Annotated in this window: 21 protein-coding genes; 10 read left to right on the top strand and 11 right to left on the bottom strand. The window is 64.1% G+C overall.

Annotated elements, in window-relative coordinates:
• The 6 genes from BMI89_RS07965 to BMI89_RS07940 all read left to right on the top strand — a co-directional run.
• Positions 1–582 (top strand): FTR1 family protein (locus BMI89_RS07965; RefSeq protein WP_143593855.1); only part of this gene is annotated, 582 nt, incomplete at its 5' end.
• A 101-nt stretch (positions 583–683) separates the two neighbouring features.
• A complete protein-coding gene (locus BMI89_RS07960) occupies positions 684–1,055 on the top strand; it encodes a hypothetical protein (RefSeq protein ID WP_078547140.1) in 372 nt (123 codons plus the stop codon).
• 56 nt (positions 1,056–1,111) lie between these two features.
• Complete coding sequence (locus BMI89_RS07955; RefSeq protein ID WP_246831986.1) at positions 1,112–1,636, top strand: sigma-70 family RNA polymerase sigma factor; 525 nt, start codon at positions 1,112–1,114, stop codon at positions 1,634–1,636.
• On the top strand, positions 1,633–2,409 hold the full coding sequence (locus BMI89_RS07950) for an anti-sigma factor (RefSeq protein WP_143593854.1): 777 nt from the start codon (positions 1,633–1,635) through the stop codon (positions 2,407–2,409). The genes BMI89_RS07955 and BMI89_RS07950 overlap by 4 nt, the downstream gene beginning before the upstream one ends.
• 104 nt (positions 2,410–2,513) lie before the next feature.
• Complete coding sequence (locus BMI89_RS07945; RefSeq protein ID WP_078519137.1) at positions 2,514–2,837, top strand: SHOCT domain-containing protein; 324 nt, start codon at positions 2,514–2,516, stop codon at positions 2,835–2,837.
• 168 nt (positions 2,838–3,005) lie between these two features.
• A complete protein-coding gene (locus BMI89_RS07940; RefSeq protein ID WP_078570491.1) occupies positions 3,006–4,325 on the top strand; it encodes an MFS transporter in 1,320 nt (439 codons plus the stop codon).
• Between the two features lie 273 nt (positions 4,326–4,598).
• On the opposite strand, the gene BMI89_RS07935 is transcribed toward BMI89_RS07940, so the two are convergent.
• From BMI89_RS07935 to BMI89_RS07905, 7 genes are all read right to left on the bottom strand, one after another.
• On the bottom strand, positions 4,599–5,150 hold the full coding sequence (locus BMI89_RS07935; RefSeq protein ID WP_078570490.1) for a sulfur transferase domain-containing protein: 552 nt from the start codon (positions 5,148–5,150) through the stop codon (positions 4,599–4,601).
• A 58-nt stretch (positions 5,151–5,208) separates the two neighbouring features.
• A complete protein-coding gene (locus BMI89_RS07930) occupies positions 5,209–5,820 on the bottom strand; it encodes a hypothetical protein (RefSeq protein WP_078570489.1) in 612 nt (203 codons plus the stop codon).
• 2 nt (positions 5,821–5,822) lie between these two features.
• Positions 5,823–6,806, bottom strand: a complete 984-nt coding sequence (locus BMI89_RS07925; RefSeq protein ID WP_078570488.1) for an ABC transporter permease — start codon at positions 6,804–6,806, stop codon at positions 5,823–5,825.
• Complete coding sequence (locus BMI89_RS07920) at positions 6,799–7,731, bottom strand: ABC transporter permease subunit (RefSeq protein WP_078570487.1); 933 nt, start codon at positions 7,729–7,731, stop codon at positions 6,799–6,801. Before BMI89_RS07920 ends, BMI89_RS07925 begins: the two co-directional genes overlap by 8 nt.
• Entirely contained in the window at positions 7,728–8,474 is a 747-nt protein-coding gene (locus tag BMI89_RS07915; protein ID WP_078570486.1) for an ABC transporter ATP-binding protein, read from the bottom strand. The genes BMI89_RS07920 and BMI89_RS07915 overlap by 4 nt, the downstream gene beginning before the upstream one ends.
• 175 nt (positions 8,475–8,649) lie before the next feature.
• Positions 8,650–9,429: a hypothetical protein gene (locus BMI89_RS07910; protein WP_078570485.1), complete on the bottom strand. Its 780-nt coding sequence runs from the start codon at positions 9,427–9,429 to the stop codon at positions 8,650–8,652.
• Between the two features lie 8 nt (positions 9,430–9,437).
• Positions 9,438–10,061, bottom strand: coding sequence for a hypothetical protein (locus tag BMI89_RS07905; RefSeq protein ID WP_078570484.1), 624 nt, complete (start codon positions 10,059–10,061; stop codon positions 9,438–9,440).
• A gap of 159 nt (positions 10,062–10,220) precedes the next feature.
• Here BMI89_RS07905 and BMI89_RS07900 point away from each other — a divergent pair, with 159 nt between their 5' ends.
• The 3 genes from BMI89_RS07900 to BMI89_RS07890 all read left to right on the top strand — a co-directional run bounded on the left by BMI89_RS07900 (position 10,221) and on the right by BMI89_RS07890 (position 13,127).
• A complete protein-coding gene (locus BMI89_RS07900; RefSeq protein ID WP_078570483.1) occupies positions 10,221–10,895 on the top strand; it encodes a response regulator transcription factor in 675 nt (224 codons plus the stop codon).
• Entirely contained in the window at positions 10,895–12,253 is a 1,359-nt protein-coding gene (locus BMI89_RS07895) for a HAMP domain-containing sensor histidine kinase (RefSeq protein ID WP_078570482.1), read from the top strand. Before BMI89_RS07900 ends, BMI89_RS07895 begins: the two co-directional genes overlap by 1 nt.
• A gap of 247 nt (positions 12,254–12,500) precedes the next feature.
• Positions 12,501–13,127, top strand: a complete 627-nt coding sequence (locus BMI89_RS07890; protein WP_210402150.1) for a DedA family protein — start codon at positions 12,501–12,503, stop codon at positions 13,125–13,127.
• Positions 13,128–13,323: 196 nt separating this feature from the next.
• Here the strand turns inward: BMI89_RS07890 and BMI89_RS07885 are convergent, their stop codons facing one another.
• From BMI89_RS07885 to BMI89_RS07875, 3 genes are all read right to left on the bottom strand, one after another.
• Positions 13,324–14,415 carry a LuxR C-terminal-related transcriptional regulator gene (locus BMI89_RS07885; RefSeq protein ID WP_078570481.1) on the bottom strand — a complete coding sequence of 364 codons (1,092 nt, stop codon included), beginning with the start codon at positions 14,413–14,415 and terminating at the stop codon, positions 13,324–13,326.
• A 204-nt stretch (positions 14,416–14,619) separates the two neighbouring features.
• Positions 14,620–15,840, bottom strand: a complete 1,221-nt coding sequence (locus tag BMI89_RS07880; RefSeq protein ID WP_078570480.1) for a surface lipoprotein assembly modifier — start codon at positions 15,838–15,840, stop codon at positions 14,620–14,622.
• 79 nt (positions 15,841–15,919) lie between these two features.
• A complete protein-coding gene (locus BMI89_RS07875; protein ID WP_078570479.1) occupies positions 15,920–16,504 on the bottom strand; it encodes a hypothetical protein in 585 nt (194 codons plus the stop codon).
• Between the two features lie 619 nt (positions 16,505–17,123).
• On the opposite strand from BMI89_RS07875, the gene BMI89_RS07870 reads away from it, so the two are divergent.
• Positions 17,124–18,695 carry an oleate hydratase gene (locus BMI89_RS07870; RefSeq protein ID WP_078570478.1) on the top strand — a complete coding sequence of 524 codons (1,572 nt, stop codon included), beginning with the start codon at positions 17,124–17,126 and terminating at the stop codon, positions 18,693–18,695.
• Positions 18,696–18,780: 85 nt separating this feature from the next.
• Here BMI89_RS07870 and BMI89_RS07865 read toward each other — a convergent pair whose 3' ends face one another.
• Positions 18,781–19,470 carry a helix-turn-helix domain-containing protein gene (locus tag BMI89_RS07865; RefSeq protein WP_078539280.1) on the bottom strand — a complete coding sequence of 230 codons (690 nt, stop codon included), beginning with the start codon at positions 19,468–19,470 and terminating at the stop codon, positions 18,781–18,783.
• Positions 19,471–19,681: the final 211 nt, after the last annotated feature.

Genomic DNA, 19,681 nt, shown 5'->3' with positions numbered 1-19,681 from the left:
CTGATCGTGCAGATGGTGGTCTGGATGCGCGGCCATGGCCGCACGCTGAAACGCGACCTCGAGGCCGGGCTGAAAGCCGCCGCGATACGCCAAAGCTGGTGGGCGGTCTTCGTGCTCGCGATGGCGGCGGTGGCACGCGAGGGCTCGGAAACGGTGGTCTTCCTCTATGGCTCGCTCGCGGCGGCGAAGCAGAGCGAGATGGCAGGGGTTCTGGCCTCGATCGCCGTGGGCGTGGCTGCCGCAGGGGCAAGCTATGCGGCGCTGCGGGCCGGGGCGCGTTTCATGCCGTGGCGTGGCTTCTTCCGTGTGTCCGAGGTGATGCTGCTGCTTCTGGGCGCGGCGCTTTTCACCACCGGTGTAGATGATCTCGTCTCGGCAGGCATCCTGCCCTTCGGCGCGCCGCTCTGGGATATGAGCGCGGTGCTCGATGACGGCGACCGTCTTGGCGGGCTGATCTCTGCGCTGACCGGCTATCGCGCCGCGCCGGACGCCGCGACGCTGGGCGGCTGGATCGTCTACTGGGCCACGGTCGCAGGCATCCTGCGCTGGCAGAGCCGCAGCCTGCAGGCCCGTCTGGCCTGAGGCCCATCCTTACAATTCAAATTTTTTTGCCCCGGCCGGGATTATTCCCGCGCCGGGGTCGTCTTCTTCCCTACAGGACCCAATTCCGAGAGGAGAGGAAGATGAAACGATTTCTGCTGACCACTGCCGTTTTGCTGGCCGCGAGCATTGCGCAAGCCGATCCCGCCAGTGTCACCGACACCGCCAAGGGGCCAACGCTGGTCGATTCCGCGGGCATGACGCTCTACACTTTCGCGAAGGACAGCGAGGGCATGTCCGCTTGCAACGGTCCTTGCGCGACCAACTGGCCGCCGCTGATGGCCACCGCCGAAGATCAGGCGATGGGCGACTGGAGCGTAATCACCCGCGACGACGGCACGAAGCAATGGGCGTATAAGGGCCAACCGCTGTATACTTGGAAGAACGACATGAAGCCGGGCGACGTGACCGGCGATGGCGTCGCCAACGGCGCCTGGAAGGTCGCCCAGCCCTGACGCAATCTCCGGGCGGCGTCCCATCGAGGCCGCCCGGTCAAGCAAGGCCCGCCCATGTGACCCTTCGCACCCGCCATCTGATCGAGGCGCAGATCCCCGCGCTGCGCCGCTTCGCCTTCGCGCTGACCCGCGAGCGCGATGCGGCGGATGATCTGGTGCAGGACTGTCTCGCCCGGGCGCTGACGCGCTGGCACCTGCTGCGCTCGGAGGACAAGCTGCGGGCCTGGTTGTTTCGCATTTTGCGCAACCTCTACCACGACGCGCACCGACACCGCGCGCGGCAACCCGAGACGCGAGCCGTCGATCCCGACGATCTCGCCGGGACGACGGTCGATGCCGAGACGGTCGTGTTTCTCGGCGATGTGCTGGGGGCTCTGGCACGCCTGCCGATCGAGCAGCAGGAAGTATTGCTTTTGGTCGGTGTCGAGGATTTCAGCTATGAGGCAGTCGCCCGGATCCTCGGTCTGCCCAAGGGCACGGTGATGTCACGTCTTGCCCGAGGCCGAGAGGCGCTGCGCGAGATGACCGGCCATGACCGCCCCGACCGCCCGCGCCGTCCCCATCTGCGGAGGCTCAAATGACAGATCCCCATGCGGAAACCAACATGCTGAACGAGGCGGAGCTGCACGCCTATCTCGATGACCGGCTCCCGCCCGAGGCCCGCGCCCGGGTGCAGACGAAGCTCGCGGCGGACCCCGCGCTGGCGCAGCGGCTCTCCGCGATGCGCGCCGATCGCGACGCCCTGCGCGCAGCCCTCGCGCCGATCCACGCTGCGCCTATCCCGGCGCGGCTACGCATCGCCCCGCCGACCCGGCCTGTCTGGACACGGATGGCGGCCGCTTTGGCGCTCTTCGCTGCAGGGCTTGGCGCCGGTTGGGGGCTGGCGCGTCAGGATGGGAGCGCCCCACCGACCGCCCCACTGAGAGAGCTCGCCCGCGAGGCACAGGTCGCCCATGCGGTCTATACGGTGGAGGTCGTCCATCCGGTCGAAGTCGCCGCACGGGAGCGCGATCACCTGATGGCCTGGCTGACGAAGCGGCTCGACCGCAAACTCGTCGCCCCGGACCTCTCGGCGCAAGGCTACAGCCTCGTGGGCGGGCGCCTACTGCCCGCCGATCGAGGCCCCGCGGCGCAGCTTATGTATGAAACCCAAGCGGGGGCGCGGCTGACGCTCTATGTCACGGCGCTTTCTACCGGAGAGACCGCGTTTCGCCTGACCGAAGGGGCGGATGGAGTGGCGAGTCTGATCTGGGTTGATCGGGGCTACGGCTTCGCCCTGTCCGCACCTTTGAGCGGCACCGCGCTCTGGCCAATGGCCGAGGCCGCCTACCGGCAACTCGCTTTCACCCAATGATTTTTCTACGCTGTGGCGTCCTTCGGAGCGCGCCGTTGATCTGGCTCAATGTCCGGCACTCATCAAAGGTGTATCGACGCCAAAACAAACGCGTGGAGGCGACTATGACCAAACTTTCTCTTTTCACTGCATGTCTCGCACCCCTTGCCCCGGCAGTCGCTTTCGCCGATGCGCCGGGCGGCTATGCAGAGGGCTATTACGGTCATCCGATGATGTGGGGCGAAGGCTACGGCTTCTTCGGTGTCGGCATGATGGTTGTGTTCTGGGGCGTGCTCATCGTCCTCGCCGTGCTTGCCGTGCGCTGGTTGATGGAGCGCGGACCGGGACGGAGCCAGAGCACCGCCCTCGACATTCTCAAGGAACGCCTTGCGAAGGGAGAAATCGATCCCGAGGAATATCAGGCCCGCCGAAAAGCGCTCGAAGAATGATCGGGCTGCGCTCGGAGATCAGACTCGGGGAACATTCGAGAGCCGTCGGGCGCGATCTCCCGAGCGCCAAGCTGGCCCCTTCCGATGACCGCTTGGGTGAGGGCCGCGACCCGAAGACCGAGATGGGTCGCTTGGACCGCGAGGCCATTTCAAGCTATTCATGAGCCCATGCTCGCTATCCTCGCAGACAGAACCTATCGCCACCTCTTCGCCGCGCAGATCGTAGCGCTTCTCGGCACCGGGCTCGCCACGGTGGCGCTCGGGCTGCTGGCCTACGATCTGGCCGGGGACAATGCGGGGATGGTGCTGGGCACGGTCTTCACGATCAAGATGGTCGCCTATGTCGGCATCGCGCCGGTGGCAGGCGCCTTCGCCGACAGGGTGAACCGACGGGCGCTGCTCGTTGCGCTCGACCTCGTCCGGGCCTGCGCAGCACTGGCGCTGCCTTTCGTAACCGAGGTCTGGCAAGTCTATGTGCTGATCTTCGTGCTGCAATCGGCCTCCGCCGCCTTCACCCCGACATTTCAGGCGACGCTGCCGGATGTGCTGCCGGAAGAAGAGCGCTACACTCGAGCGCTTTCCCTGTCCCGACTGGCCTATGACCTTGAGAATATCGTCAGTCCCACGCTCGCGGCGCTGCTGCTCGCGGTGATGAGCTATAACAGCCTGTTTCTCGGCACGGTCGCGGGGTTTGCGGGCTCGGCCATGCTGGTGGTGTCGGTGATCCTGCCGAGCCCGCAGGCGGCAACCCGGCGCGGCATCTACGACCGAACCACACGCGGTATCCGGATTTACCTCGCGACCCCCCGGCTGCGCGGGCTTCTGGCGGTGAACCTTGCCGCGGCGGCTGCAGGCGCGATGGTGCTGGTGAATTCGGTCGTGCTGGTGCGCGGCGGGCTCAACCTCTCGGACAGCGATCTGGCCTGGACGATGTTCGCCTTTGGGGCGGGGTCGATGCTGGCGGCGCTCGGCCTGCCGCGCCTGCTCGAGAGCGTCCCGGATCGCCCGGTGATGCTGTCCGGTGCAGCCGTGATGATCGGCACGCTCCTCGGCCTTGCCGTAGCGATCTCGGCCATCGGGCTCAGCTGGCCTCTGCTGCTCGCGGCATGGCTGGCGACGGGCCTGGGCTATTCGGCAGTGCTGACACCGTCGGGTCGCTTGCTGCGACGGTCCTCGCATTCGGAGGATCGACCGGCCCTCTTCGCCGCGCAATTTGCCCTGAGCCATGCCTGCTGGCTGATGACCTATCCACTCTCCGGCTGGCTGATGACTGAGTTCGGCGCGGTCACTGCGCTTCTCGGGCTCGCAGGGGTGGCGACGTTCGGCCTGATCGTGGCGCTGCGAGTCTGGCCCTCCGGCGATCCGGTCACGCTGGAGCACCGCCACGACAATCTCTCGCCCGACCATCCGCATCTTCAGGGCCAACGCACGCATCGCCATCCGCTGGTGATCGACGACCTTCACCCGCATTGGGGCACCCGGTTCTGAGGCTCAGGCGGTCGCGAGCGGCAGTCGCACGAGACCGCACCGACGACCAGACAGAGTCGTCGCGGCAGATCGAAAATTACGGGATAACATTCTCACCATGCAGCAATCGGTCTTCTGCCGCAGGAATTATTAACGGCCACTTTGGGCCGAGACAGCACCTGAAGGGAAGGACGGAAAGCAGACATTCGCTGCGCGTCTCTCGAAAGTCCGCTCACGAGAAAAACGAGACTTTCCCACCATCATAAGACCTGCAACTAAGAGGTTCGAAATTCGTCAACTGTTGGCCGCGATCCATGTCTCGTCCATCGGCCAAGCTCTGGAGAGCCGGGGCACGCCGACATGGCCGTAAAGCAGCGACAACTGCCAGCCTGCCTCGGACGGCGAGCGCTTTTTCTGATGCGTGAGATAAAGGGCCGCGGCCAATCCTGTGCGATCTGCACCGGCTTTGCAGTGGACCAGCAAGGGTTTCGGCGCGGCGGCCATGGCCGCTTCTAACGCGGCGATGCGCGCGGGGCTCAGGACCTCGTGATCGGACATTTTGAAATCGATCAGCGTCAGCCCCAGCCGCTGCGCCGCGGCCTTCTCTTCGTCATACCACGCCTGTCCCGGATGAGCTCCGCGCAGGTTGAGAACCGATCGGATGCCGTCCTTTTCCTTGTAGGATTTCAGCCGCTCGGCCGTTGGCTGGTTCGACCGATAGAACTCGCCAGCCACCACGGTGTGGAAATTTCCAGTCACTTGAAGATACCCGAAATAGAGCACCAGCGCCGCGAGCGTGCCGAGCAATACGGTGCCCACGATCTGCGCGATTTTACGGAGTTTCATTGCCTCTGCCTCCCTCTGCGACCCCGCGGAGCGGGGCCGCGATCCGATCGTGTCGGGATCAATCCGCCTGCTCGGCGCCACCGGCGTCTTTCTTGACGCCCTGCGTCACCGCGGCAGAGTCCGGAAGCTGCAGGCTCACCTCGACCTGTTTCGCGGATTGCGCGGTGGTGTAGATCGAGTTCGGGTTCGCGCGCAGATGCCCCGGCTTGCCGCTGTCATCGACATGGATGCGGGCCGAGCCATTGGCGGGAACCGTCACGTCGGGGTGCAGGATATAGGCCTCCTTCGCGCCGCTATCGGCATCGGTGATCGTGTAGAAAAGGGTGAAGCCGCTCAGCGGTTTGGCGCTGTCATTGACCAGCTGAATCTCGAGGTGATCGGGCGCGTCCGTATGGGTCGCGGGGTCGACATTGTTCTCGACCAGCAGTTCTCCGATATGGAACAGCGCGGCGGTACCCCCGGGCTGGATCGGGCTTTGCGCCACCACCGGGTTCTTGTCGGCCAGATCGTTCTGCCCGTCGCCATCGGTGTCGGGGTTCTGCGGATCGGTGTGCAGCAGTGGCTCTGCCATGTCGGGCACGCCATCCTTGTCGGTATCGGTCTGCGCGGCTTGGGCGCCGCCAGCGGCGAGCATCAGCAGCACGGTCAGGGTAGAGAGAGTCTTGTTCATCGTCAGGTCTCCTTGGTCAGACGGTCGGCACGGATCGGACGCAGCAGGACGAGCCCGCCGAGGCCGAGGGTGAAGAGAACGAGGAACCAGGCATCGCCCTTCTTGTCGGCCCAGATCGGCCCGAGCGCTTTGCCGGTGTAGATGTCCTTGATTCCGAGCACCGCGAAGGTGAAGCGCTCGTAATGCTTGGTCACGGACGAGACCTCGATCCCGTTGCGGATGGTCTCGTAGGTGGCGAAGCCCTGCTTGATCTTGGTCTGCTCGGCCTTCGGGATCGAAAGCTGCGCGAAGACACCGCCCGCGACCTGATTGTCGGGGTCCATCGTGTCGCCGATCTGCGGCGCGACGAGGACCACCAGCAGCCACAGAGCGAAGGCGTAGAGCAGCCCGCTCGCGGGGCTTTTCAGCCAGAGGCTGAGGCCGAAGCCCACCGCGAAGATCGCGCTGAGATAGAGCGTCGAAGCCCCCCAGGTGATCGCGAGCCGCAACAGGTCATTCGCCCCGATGCCAATGCCTGAACCGAGCGCGAGCACTACGGCGCAAAGCGCGAAGACGAAGGCCAGCGCGGTCGCCATCAACCCGGCCCCGCCTAGCAGCTTCGCGGCGAGGAACTGCCAGTTCGAAAGGGGGCGCGTCAGGATCAGCGCCAGCGTCTGGCGCCCGCGCTCTTCGACGGCGGCGCGGTAGCCCGCGATCAGCGCAATCACTGCGCCCATGATCTCGATCTGCTCGATCGTGCCGCGCATCAGCTTGAGCGGGTAGAATTCGGGGGCCGCGATCGAACCGAGGCTTTTGCCGAGCGCCAGCAGCTGCTGTTTCGCGGCCATGTAGGTGGCGACATCGGTGCGCATCGCGACCGTGCCGGTGATCAGCGAGATCAGCGCAGCGGCGACGAGCGCCAGGGTCGCGGCCAGCAGGAAACGGTCGCGCAGCGCGATCCGTGCATCCTTGAGCGCAATGGTGGGAATAGCGGAGAGATCAGGCATCGGGGCCTCCCTTCGTCATGTCGAGCTTGAGGCATCCGCGCAGCGCATAGAGGCCGGAGCCCGCAGCGAAGAGCATCATCACGACCAGCGGGGGCACGGGGCCGCGCGGCGGCAGGCCGTCGGGCAGATAGCCCATCAGCTCCGCGCCGAGATACTTGTAGGCTTCGGCCAGAGAGAACGGCCCGAGCAGCATCGCGGAGAGGTCGAAGATCGTGGATTGCGGGGCGGGTGCGAGCGCCGAGATCGGGTTGATCGCAGCGGTGGGCAGGATGTTCCCGGTCAGCGCGGGCCAGACGAAGGTCAGCACCAGCCAGACCACCGTCGGAACCATCAGCCCCACGGTTTCGCTGCGCGCCCGCGCCGAGGCGCCGATCGCGATCAGCCCGAAGGTCATCATGTAGAGCCAACCCAATGTGAAGAACGCAGCGAGCCGCGCCCAGTCCCCGGCGGCGAGATGCACCGAAGGTAGGATGGCGAGGGTCGCAGCCCCCACCACACCCGCAAGCGCCGCGAGACCGCCGACGGCCAGCGCCAGCGCCGAGACCTTGCCCCGCGCGTAATCGAGCCGCTCCAGCGGGCGCGCGCCGATCAGCGGCAGCACCCCGGCCCGACGGTCGGTCTCGACCATCCGGTAGCCGATCACGATGGCCGAGAAGGCGCCGATCAGGCTGATATAGATCGTGAGATTGCGCAGCAGCGCCAGCGGCGAGCCTTGCGTGACCGGGTTCGACGGCACCAGCTTGCCATTGGCTTCGAACCAATGCGTGGCGCTCGCGTAGATCGCGTCGACCGTCGAGGTCGCGGACCAGCCCAGATAGGCCGAGACCAGCACCAGCGCGGCGAACAAAGCGGCCACCAGCGCGATCGTCCGCTCGCGCGCAAGCGCGGCGAGCGCGTGGCGGCGTAGGATCGTGGAAGGTGTCACGCCGCGACCTCGCGATCCGGCACCACCGAGAGGTAAAGCTCCTCGAGGGCCTCTTCCGAGCCGTAGCGCGCGTTCACCGTCTCGATCGTGTCGTGGAAGACCAACTGGCCATGCGACAGCACGCCGATGGAGGAACAGGACCGCGCCACTTCGCTCAGCAGGTGGGTATTCATGAAGATCGTCATGCCCTGCCCGTTCAACCGCTCAAGCACCTCGCGCAACTGGCGTACCCCCATCGGATCGAGCCCCGAGGTCGGTTCATCGAGGAACAGGACCTGCGGGCGGTGGACGATGGCCTGCGCGAGCCCGACCCGCTGGCGCATCCCCTTCGAGAAGGTCGCGATCCGGCGGTCGGCAAGGTCTGTGATGCCGAGGAACTCCATCACCTCCTCGACGCGGTCGCGGGCGTCCTCGATCCGCGAGAGGGCCGCGAAGAAGCGCAGGTTCTCGCGCGTGGTGAGCGTATCGTAGAGGCGGACGTTTTCGGGCAGGTAGCCGATGGCACGGCGCAGCGCGATCCGGTTATGCGCGAGGTCGCAGCCGGCGACGCTCGCCGTGCCGCCGCTGGGCTCCATAAGTGTCGTCAGAAGCCGGATCGTCGTCGTCTTGCCCGCACCGTTATGGCCGAGAAATCCGAAGATCTCGCCGCGGCCAATGTCGAGGTCGAGCGGCTGGAGCGCGGTGAACTCGCCGCAGCGCAGGGTAAGCCCCCGCGTGCTGACGGCCGGTGTGTCTGTTTGCATCTCTGGGCACCTCCTTTTGATGTTGAGAGGAGCTTGCCCGCCGCGATCCGGATCGAATTCGCCCGTTTCTTACAAATCCGTGAGAAGCCGGGTTTCTGACTTGGCCAGAACGAAAAACCCTCCGCCCCGGACGGTCGGGACGGAGGGCCACGCGGCGTACGATCTGGAAAGGGAGTCAGACGCGCCTGCGTTTCACAGTCATCGCGGCAACGGTGATCGCGATGACGGCAAGGAAGCCGAGGCTGGTGGGAATGGTGCCGAAGCCCAGCCCGCCATACTCGGTGGGTTGCGAGAGAAGATCGCCGAAGGACGCGCCCAGCGGGCGGGTGAAGATATAGCACAGCCAGAACGCCCAGAGCCCGTCGAGCTTGAGCGCGGCATATCCCGAAGCGAGCGACGCGATGATCAGCCCGAAAAGAATGCCGGTCGCGAGATAGCCGATGCCGAACTGCTCCGAGATCAGATCGCCGACCGCTGTACCGAGCGCGAAGGTGAACAGGATCGCGAGCCAGTAGAACCCTTCGCGCCGGGCCGTGTAGACCTCATGGATCGAGAGCGTGCGCTCGGAGGCGAACCACGCCGCAAAGGTCGCGCCCAGCAGGATCGTGAACCCGATCGTCGAGTCGATCAGCGGAATCCCGAGATTGTCGGTCATGTTGTCGGTGATCAGCGTCCCCACGATCGAGATCAGCACCACCGCCGACCAGTAGACCGCGGGCACATAACGGCGCTGCGCGAATTGCCAGCGGATCACGAGGGCGAGGATCGCGGTCATCAGGATAGTCGTCGCGGTCAGGCCGAGGCCCAGATTGACAGCCAGAAAGTCGGCTGCCGTCTCGCCCATCGTCACCGCCATCAGTTTGATGAGCCAGAAGCCCGGCGTGACCTCGGGAACGCGGCTGACTGGATTGGTCAACTCTTCGTCGGGGTAGATGAAAGTCTGTTGGTAACTCATGATGCGCCTCAGTTGTTCAGCATTGCCAGCGCCTGCGCCGAGAAGGCATCGGCGCGGGTGTCGTCATCCGCGTTGCAGCGCTCTAGCGCTTTCGCCTGAAGATCGGAGACCGCTTGCGGCGCGGTTTTGCCGCCGAGCGTATCTCGCACTTGCCCGATCATCGCCTCGCAGGGCAGCGCGTGGCCGGTCTTGTCGGTCACCGCGATGCCCGCGACTTTCTGCACGGCCCCGACTTCCGAGGGCACCGGATCGGCAAGCGCCGTCTGCAGCCCGTCAAGGCTCTGCATCACGCTCTTCGCGTTCGGCGACTTCGTCCGCAGGGCGGCGAAAGCCTTGTCCGCCGCCCCGTCGATCACGCCCCAGGCCGAAGGATCGGCCTTGCGCAGCTTGGCCGCGTTCTTGTCCCAAAGGGTCTCCAGATCGGTGATGCGTTTCTCTGCGGCGGTGAACTCGCCTTTCTTGGCAAGCGTCTGTGTATCGCTCACGATCGTCTCGTAAGGGCTCATATCGCCGAGGCTCGCAGCTTGCGGCGCGGAAGCGCCCGGCGCTCCCGTACTCATGGCCATTTCGACCATTGAAAATGACGCGACCGGCACCGCGATCAGCGCGGCGGAGAGAAGCAGGTTTCGCATAAGGTCCTCATTGCTTGCGATGCATCCACATCGATGCCGCCAGCAATCCCCTGCAGAAGGACGAAGCGTTTTGCTCCCGTCTTACGAATTTGTAAGAAATCGCACAGACCTTGCGGAGCCGCCCGTGACAATCCCGGTCCGTTATCGAAGGATGGTGCGATGAAGATCCTGATTGCCGAAGACGATGCCGAAACCGGAGACTACCTTCGCAAGGGGCTGACCGGCGAAGGTCATGCCGTCGACCTGCTCCGCGACGGGCGCGAAGCGCTGACGCAAGCGACCGCGCAGAGCTACGATCTGTTCATATTCGACCGGATGATGCCGGGGCTCGACGGGTTGGCCCTGCTCAAGGCGCTGCGCGCGGCGCAGATCGCCACGCCCGCCATTCTGCTGACCGCGATGGGCAGCGTCGAGGATCGCGTCGCCGGGCTGCGTGCGGGGGCCGACGACTACATGGTCAAGCCCTTCGCCTTCGTGGAACTGCTCGCGCGGATCGACACGATCGCGCGCCGCCCCGCCCTCAAGGCCGAGGTGACCGAACTGGTTCAGGGCGATCTGCGTCTCGACCTTCTCGCCCGCGAGGCATGGCGCGACGGCCAGTGCATCGAATTGCAGCCGCGTGAATTCATGCTCCTGAAGCACTTCATGGAACGTCCCGGCCGGGTGCAGACCAAGACGATCCTGCTGGAGGCGATCTGGGACATCCATTTCGACCCGAAAAGCAGCGTCGTCGAGACCCATATCAGCCGTCTGCGCGGCAAGATCGACAAGCCTTACGCCACCCCCTACCTGACCACGCTGCACGGGATCGGCTACGTGTTCGAGGCCTCGTGATGCGTGCGTTCACTTGGTCGATGCGCTTCGCCATCGCGATCTCCACGGTCTTCGCATTCGCGGCACTCGTCGCGGGCGGCGTGTCATACGTTCTGCAATCCAAGGAAATGAGCCTCCGCCTCGAGGGCGAGGTCCGCGCCGATACTGAGGCGCTCGCCCTCTCCGCCCGAGGCGCCGACATGCAGGACCTGAGCGAGCAGATCACAGCGCGGATGACGACGAGCCGCGACGGCGCGAATATCGTGACCTTCGTGCCAGCCGATGGCTCTGACGCACTTGGCAATGTCCGCGTCGCCGCCTCGTTCGAAGGCACGCGACACCTCGAACCGGGGTCCGGCCTGACGCTGCTCGACCCACCCGGTGCGAATGTGCCCGAGGGCTATGTCACCTACGGGATGCAGCTTCCGTCAGGCTGGCTGATGACGGGGCGCGACGATGCGTGGCTGCGCGAACAGGGCGAAATCCTCGCCACGAGCTTCGGCTGGGGCCTCGGGCTCGCGCTTCTGCTGTCGATCAGTTTTGCGGTCTTCATCGCGCGGCGAAACGAGGCTCGCATCGACCGGATGGAGCAGGTCCTTCACGCGGTTGGCGAAGGCCGCCACGGATTGCGCATCCGCGACGAAGGCGATGACGACGTGGCGCGTCTGGCGCAAAGCGTGGATGAGGCACTCGACCAGTTGGAGGCAGGGATCGCGTCGATCCGTCAGGTCTCGACCGATGTCGCCCATGACCTGCGCGCGCCGCTCGCCCGACTGCGGCTGCGGCTCGAACCGGTGGCATTGGATGCGTCCCTGCCGTTGGCGCAGCGCGGCGAGATCGGGAAAGCCCTGAGCGATCTCGATCAGGTCTCGGAAACCTTCGATGCGATCCTGCGCCTCTCCCGGATGCAAGCCGGAATGGTCGAGATCACGCGCGCGCCCGTCAATCTCACGCAGCTCTGTCAAGATGTCGCGGAGATGCTCGGCGCGGGGGCGGAGGATGCAGGGCAGGAACTGGCACTTGATCTGCCCGAGGACATTTCTATCGAGGGCGACCGCGAGCTTCTGTTTCAGGCGCTCGTGAACCTCGTGGACAATGCGCTTCGCTACAGCCCCTCCCCGGCACGGGTCTCGATAGGCGTGCACGAGGCAAGCCAGAATGTCGTGCTGAGCGTGACAGATAACGGCCCCGGCATCCCGGACCGCGATCTGGCGCGGGTGCGCGAACGTTTCGTCCGCCTGGACCAGAGCCGTAATACCCAAGGCAGCGGTTTGGGCCTGAGCCTCGTCGACGCCATCGCGCAGATACACGGGGGCGAGCTGCGCCTGCAAAACCTCGAACGCGGTCTGCGGGTGGAGATGCGCTTTCCAACGTTGTGATGGGGGAAATGTGCCGCGCTAATGACGTTCTACCAGCGAAGGGACAAACGCAGGTGACATGCACGCATTCACACGCTTCTCGATGAGCCCGCCCGACCCATGTCTCTCGCGGCTGGGACACGGTTTCGCGAGCTTTCTTTCCCGCCTTCATCGCCGCCACACCTTCAGATTGCCCCACGACCGCAAGGCTGTGTCTTTGCCGGAAACCTCAGGGGAAGCACTGGGCCAGATGCGGGAGGAATGAGACATGATTTCAGGACTGATGGGAGCCATCGCGGGCTTTATAACCCATGCGATCAGTTCCATGGGCTATGCCGGGATCGCTGCGCTGATGGCGGTTGAATCCGCCTGTATCCCGCTCCCATCGGAAGTGATCATGCCCTTCTCGGGCTATCTCGCCTCGAAAGGTCAGTTCTCGCTGCTTTTGGTCGCCACCGTTGGCGCAATCGGCTGCAATATCGGGTCGACCCTCGCCTATTTCGTTGGTGCTTACGGCGGTCGCCGCGCCGTCGAACGTTGGGGGCGATACATTTTGCTCAGCCAATCGGATCTGGACCGGGCCGATCGCTGGTTCTCCCGTTATGGCAGCGCCGCGGTCTTCGTCTCGAGGCTCTTGCCGCTGGTGCGGACCTTCATCTCCCTCCCGGCCGGAATCGCTCGGATGCCGTTCTGGAAATTCCAGATTTACACGTTCATCGGATCTTGGCCCTGGTGCCTCGTCCTCGCCTATGTCGGCCTCAAGCTCGGCCAAGCGTGGGACAAAAGCCCAGCCCTGCGCAACACGATGCACGCCCTCAATGGCGTGGTGCTCGTTGCGATCCTGATCGGGGTCGGCTTCTACGTCCGGCGCTTTTTCAAAAGTCGTGAGGCGTAACTGTTCGGTGCAGCCGCGTAGTCCAGCGAACTGGTGCGATGCCCGCAGGGCCGACCGAGGGTGTCGCGGCCACGGCTATCGTAGCCGTCTGACCTGTTCTCCAGCGCCAATCATGCCGAACCCCATGGGCGGCATTTGACCCGGATCGTCCATTGAATTGTAGCCCTCGTCCCAGAGCGACACCTTCACGCAGGACCTACATCAGTCCAAACTGCAAGGCGATGGCAACGGCCTCCGCGATGGTCCGTGCCCCGAGTTTGCGGCGAAGATTGGCGCTATGCAGATCGACTGTCGGAATGGCGATGTCGAGATCATTGGCGAGTTGGTCCCGCCTGCGGCCCCGGATAATTCCCTGAAGAACGTCCCGCTCGCGTGGCGTGAGCCGCATCTTCTCACGTGGGGCCGCGACCAGATTTCGTATTCCATCCTCTTCGTCACTCGTCGCGATAACCCAGACCTTCCGGCCCCCGTCAGTTCGCGGCAGGAGGTTCAGCCTCAGTTTCGGTATAATTCGCCCGTCAGTCGCGCGCATTTGAGGTAGGTCGAGCGCGCCTGCCTGGCTCTTCACCGCATCTGTCGACCGTCCGATGGCTTGGCGCAAAACCCCGTGCATCGGCCCGCGTGACCGTAATTTCCGTTCGAAGTCGAGCACCAGCAGCGGATGAAGATCGAGCAGCAGCTCGGCTTTCCCGTTCATCCGCACGAGCCGCCCTTCGTGGTCGAGCTCGAAGATCGGGGCGTCATCAAGCAGGCTACGGTCGGGCGCGGTGACCTGCTGGATACTGGCGCGATGCAGCTCCCGGCGGATCTTGTGCAGGCGTCCCAGATCCTGGACATGCAAACCGAGAGTCTCCACCTCGGGATCGGTGAAATCGCCCCCGCGCTTGCCTTTGTGGAAGGCCGTAGCGACCAGACCGTCGCGGGTGCTCTGCATCATCGCGAGACACCAGTAGCGATCGACACCGTTCTTCACGATGAAATCGTTATACATTTCGCTGCGCTCGAACTCCTGTGCGCTCACGTGGTTCGACAAACGAAACAGGCCTCTGCCGCACTTCTCCGGCGTACCGTGGGCCAACCAGGGATCGTGACCTTCGAAAGAATTGTAATCGAGATTGGCATCCGCCTGCGTTCCGGCGGTAACTTCCCGATAATCGCCGGGATGGAGCCAGATGAAGACAGCGGACGGGATGCCGATCACCTGCGCGAGCATGTTTGGCAGCGCGGTGAAAAGCTCGTCATCGAGCGCGGCATCGTAAATTTCGTGATGCGATATGAAACGTGGCATCGTGTCAGGTCAGCCGGTGCGGTCGGGTCAAATCTAAAATTGCGTGCGTTTCTCGGAAAACGACGCGCCGCGGATCGAAACTCGGCATGGGACCCCCAAAACTCTTCAAATCAAAGCCAACCGGACCGCCGAGCAATGCGCCGAAAAAAACACTGAAGCTAAAATGCTCACCGATTAACATTCGACATAGATGCCGAATTTCGCTCAAAAATCAAGCTTTAGGGACAAAGCGCAATCAACCGAGTTCGTCGTGTAGAGCGCGACATTCGACCGGGTGCGCCGCGCGCTGCAGGTGATCCGGGGCGTTTGACCGAGGATTTTCGCTCGTTTCAATTCGAGGCTCAGCCCGAGGCTCGCGGTCCGGTCCCGACGGTGCACCCCGACGATCGGAAAGGCGGCGTCGTAGCGGCGCTCTCCGTAGCTGAGCGACAGCCCCCCACGTACTCCGTCGAAAAGCGGTCGATCGAAGCCCACGCGCAGCTCGACGCCGGAATAGCGGTGGTAATCCTTTCGCGGCAAGGCGCGTTCCAGCCGCAGGCCATAGCTCAGAGCGCTACGTTGCCCCAATCTCGTTCGGCGCGCGAGGTCCACGAAATATCTCGGGCCCGTCAGGTAGGGCTTCTCACTGTAGCTGGCATACTCGCCGTCCAGCCGGAAAATCGTGCGCCCGCCCCCTGCGGACCGCCACACTTTCGCGAACCGCACTCCCCGCGTGAGGTTGTCCGACGTGATATCCTGCGACCCGCCTCCATAGCGCCGGTCGCGCAAAAACGCCTCGACCGACCAAGGCGCGCCCCCGCCGAGATACTCGTAGCGCAGGGCGAGCCCGGGCTCCGAATAGCGCAAAATCGCGGTGTGATACCACGCCCCCGCATAGGAGGCGCGCAACCGGATGCGATGGCCCGGGCGCGGCTGAACGAACCAGTCGAGGTTCGCGCCATAACCGAGCCCGACCCCGGAAGTCTCGTTGCCGCCATCATTTATCAGAAACGTGCCGAAATCGGTCACCAAATACCGTTCGGAGGCGACGTGATCGACATTGCTGCTCGGCAGGATCGAGGCCGTGGCGGAAAAGCGAAACGGATGCGCCCGATCCAACGCCTGCCATGCCGCGAGAAGCGCCGCTTCGTGCTTTGGATCCTTGGCGAGCGCGTAACGCAGGAACGCTTCGTTGCGGCGAACGGAGCCAAGCTTGGTGAAGCTCTGCTCCAACCCGGTCTGCGCCGGGGCAAATTCCGGATGGCGCGCCGCGATTTCTCCGAAAATCAGAAGCGCCCGCCCCGGTTTGCCCTGCGCGAGCTGCGCATTCGCCACGCCGAGCCAATCCGAAACCGTCTGTTCCGCAAAGCTGCGCGACGGTGAGAGCAGACAGACGACAAACGCGAAGGCGAGCCAGATCAGGAGGAAGGAAGAACGGTATCGCATCGCGCTTGTCGTTTGCCTCTCGGCGAGACGGAAAGAGACCGGGCGCAGAACGCCCGGCCTGTGCAGGAAAAGCCCCGCCTCAGTTCTCGGTGGCGTAATAATTGCCGTCGACGTTCTGGACGTCAGAGCCGTCGGTCATCGTCCCGGAGATATCGCCCACCGCAGTCAGCGTGCCCGCGTCGTCATAGAAACTGCCGGTCATATCCAGAGCGAAGTCGGCGCCCGCAGAGGAGCCATCCGACATCGTACCCGTCGCGGTGGCGGTCATGTCCGAGGTCGAAACCGTGCCCGCAACGTCGAGCGAGCCTGTCACATCTGCTTCCTTGGTCAAGACGTCGCCGCTATAGATGCCGAAATTGGACCCTTTGCCGGTCAGCGTCCCCGCGTCGAAATCGACATCCATCGCCAGTTCCCCCATCACGGTCGTGGTCGGGTCGTCGGGATTGACGTTGCTCACGCCCATATAGCCCGACATCGACGCCTGCCCCGTCGGCACGGTCGTCGTCAGGTCGCCCGTACCGATCCTGTCCGCGTAGTCGGAATAGGTTGCTTCGACGTTTTGCGCCTCTGCCGAGGTCAGCGCCGCGGAAGACCCGTTGCTGCTGTTGCACGCGGCCAGCGCAAGACAGGCGGCTGACGCCGCGAGCGCGAATTTGAATGTCATGAGAATACCCCGATTTATTGGTGTTTTGTCACGGCCCAAACACACGAACCGATCACGCGCATTTCACGTCACAGTCCCCCGCGCGCGCAATCTATGAGAAACTATAGGCTTCAGCGCGATCTCGGCTTGGCCGCCGCGAAATCGTTCCGCGTAATGCAGCAAGCTGCGCCAATGCTTCAGGAGCAGACAAACGCGAAAGAGCCTTTTGACAGCCTCAATCTCCACAATAGTCATGCAGTGATCCAACTGTTAATGGGGCCGAAGCATCATCCAAAGTCGACGAGAACATCCGGAAGCCGAACCGAGATAGAAATTCGAAGCTGACCTTCGCCGCTCAGGCCATAGATGTCCGCTATGGGCCGAGATTTTCCCTCTCGCCAAAGGGGGAGCATGGATATTAGGTGCACCCGGCGCGAATGGCCGGTTCCATGCTCAGACAGTTTGGGCAGTCCGCCGCATGACGTGCCTTCCCTGATCACCATGCAAGCGGGCGGAACAGGTGCAAACTCGGAGAGCAATCTTCTTCGTCTGTTTCTCATAAAATGCTAGAATTCGCCGTGTCCCCAAGGATTTCGGCGGCGGCGAGGAAAATTTGGACTGCAGGGAGCGAGGCTCGGCGATGGAAGCGACAACGGAACGACATCACATCGTCGGCGGCGGCATCGCGGGCCTCGCCACGGCGGTCTTTCTGCTACGCGACGCGGGGGTGGATGGCGCGGCGATCAATGTCTACGAACAACTCGGCACGGCGGGCGGTTCGCTGGACGGCTCGGGCGATGGCGAGGACGGGTATCTCGTCCGCGGCGGCCGGATGTTCGAGGAGCATTTCGCCTGCACGTTCGATCTGCTCGGCTCGATCCCCTCGGCCGACGATCCCGCCACCTCGGCAGCACAGGATATCTTCGCCTTCAACCGCATGGTGCCCGGCTCGGCCAATTGCCGCATCGTGCGCAAGGGCAAACCGGCAGAGGACCGCTTTGACCTCACGCTCACGGCGCAGGACATCGTCGATATCAACCGCCTGATCCTGCATCGCGAAAGCACGCTCGGGGCCCAGACGATCAAGGACTGGTTCCAGCCCACGTTTCTGGACAGCAACTTCTGGCTGATGTGGTCGACGATGTTCTCCTTCCAACCATGGCATTCCGTGGTCGAGATGCGGCGCTACCTGCGACGCTTCATCCATCTCTTTCCCGGTTTCACCCGGATCGCCGGCATTCTGCGCACGCGCTATAATCAGTATGATTCCCTTATCGCACCAATCGTGAGCTGGCTGCGCGACCGAGGCGTGCAAATCGTCACCGGCACGCAGGTCGTCGACGTGCGGATCGAGGGCACGCGGCAGGACCGCCGCGTCAGCGCGCTGGCCTTTGCCAGCGGCGAGGAGGTACCGGTCGCCGAGACCGACAAGGTCTATCTCACGCTCGGGTCGATGACCGATGCCTCGGTGACGGGGGCGAACGATCGCGCGCCCAGCCGCGATGACCGCGAGGGCGGCGCCTGGACGCTGTGGCGAAAGCTGGCGGCGGAACATGAGGGCTTCGGCCGTCCCGAGGCGTTCTGCGGCGCGACCGACAAGACCGCCTGGCATTCCTTCACGGTCACGCTCGATGGGCCCGATTTCTTCGAGTTCATGGAGGATTTCACCGGCAACCGCACAGGCACGGGCGGGCTCGTGACCTTCGCGGATTCGGGCTGGACGCTCTCGATCGTGCTCTTCCACCAACCCCATTTCCGCGGCCAGAAACACGGCACCTATGTCTTCTGGGGATATGGCCTGCGCGGAGATCGTCCCGGCGACTTCACCGCAAAACCGATGTGGGAGGCGACCGGCGACGAGATCCTGACCGAACTGTTCGGCCATATGGGCCTGACGCCCGAACAGCAGGCCTGGTTCAAGACCGCCCGCGTGATCCCCTGCCGGATGCCCTTCATCACCAGCCAGTTCATGCCGCGTCAGCCCGGGGATCGCCCCTACACCCGGCCCAGCGGCGCCAGCAACTTCGCGATCATCGGGCAATTCTGCGAACTCCCGCGCGATTGCGTCTTCACGGTGGAATATTCCGTCCGCTCGGCCCGGGCCGCGGTGGCGAGCCTGACGGGACGGATCACACCTCCCCCGCCGGTCGCACGCACGGACCTCGACCCGAAAGTGCTCTTCAACGCCGCGCGGGTGCTGGTGGGCATGTAGCCCTTCAGAACGTGCGGCCTGTGGCCGATGCCGGCTCGGTCTGCCACAGCCTTCGACGACGCGCGGACCGGGACGGCGACGCGGCTCAGGAGGCGAGCTTTTTCTCGGCTGCGAAGGGGCTGAGGCCCAGCCATTTCTGCATCGAGGCCACCACGTCTCGGGACCCGATGAGGTCGAGCTTGCGGGCGGCCTTCGATACGGTCGTGAGGCCCATCCAGATCTCTGTCATCGTGCGCAGATCCGTCGTGACAAAGAGGTCGACATCGAACCCCGGGTCGACCTGACACAGATCGACATCCCCGCTCGCCTCCACGATCAGCCACCATGAGGATTTTGACGCCGCGAGCTCGGGGAAGTGGAAATTCAGGATAGTCCGGCCCGGAGGAAGCGGTGAAGGATCGAGATTGCGGCGCATGTCCCACATCAGCAGCGACACATCGAGCCGCTCCAGAGACGGCTCGGATTCCACCCATTTCTGCCCCCAGATCCCGAAGGCCTCGACGAGCGGCAGCAGGTCCTTTCCCGCATCGGTGAGAAGGTAGTCGACGGCTTGAGTGCCCTCGACCGGGTGTCTCTCGACGATCCCGGCTGCCTCCAGCTCCCGCAGGCGCTGCGCAAGCAGTGTGCGCGACATGCGCGGGACACCTCGCCTGATATCGTTGAAGCGGGTCGATCCGGCCACGAGTTCGCGCACGAGGACCATCGTCCACCGGGTGCAGAGGATTTCAGCGGCCATCGCGACCGGACAGAACTGGAAATAGCTGGCGTTGGACATCGGAGATCTCCTCCATGGCTTTTCCCAGCATAGCGCAAATTGCGCTTCTTGTATCCAACTATGTGCCCACACCCTGTGCCCGAGCGGGCCGGTCCAGTTTCGCCACTGGTTTGAGACCCGCGGCGCGCTCATCCTTTCAGAACCGCAAACAATCGAACGCGGCAGACGCGCGAGGGGTGGATCGCGTCGCTGTGCGCCATGATCTCACAGG

Origin of the sequence: Thioclava sp. F36-7 (assembly GCF_002020075.1) — a bacterium.
Lineage (GTDB): Bacteria > Pseudomonadota > Alphaproteobacteria > Rhodobacterales > Rhodobacteraceae > Thioclava > Thioclava sediminum.
The sequence above is the reverse complement of the archived record's forward strand: the minus strand, read 5'-3'. Positions and strand labels throughout refer to the sequence as shown.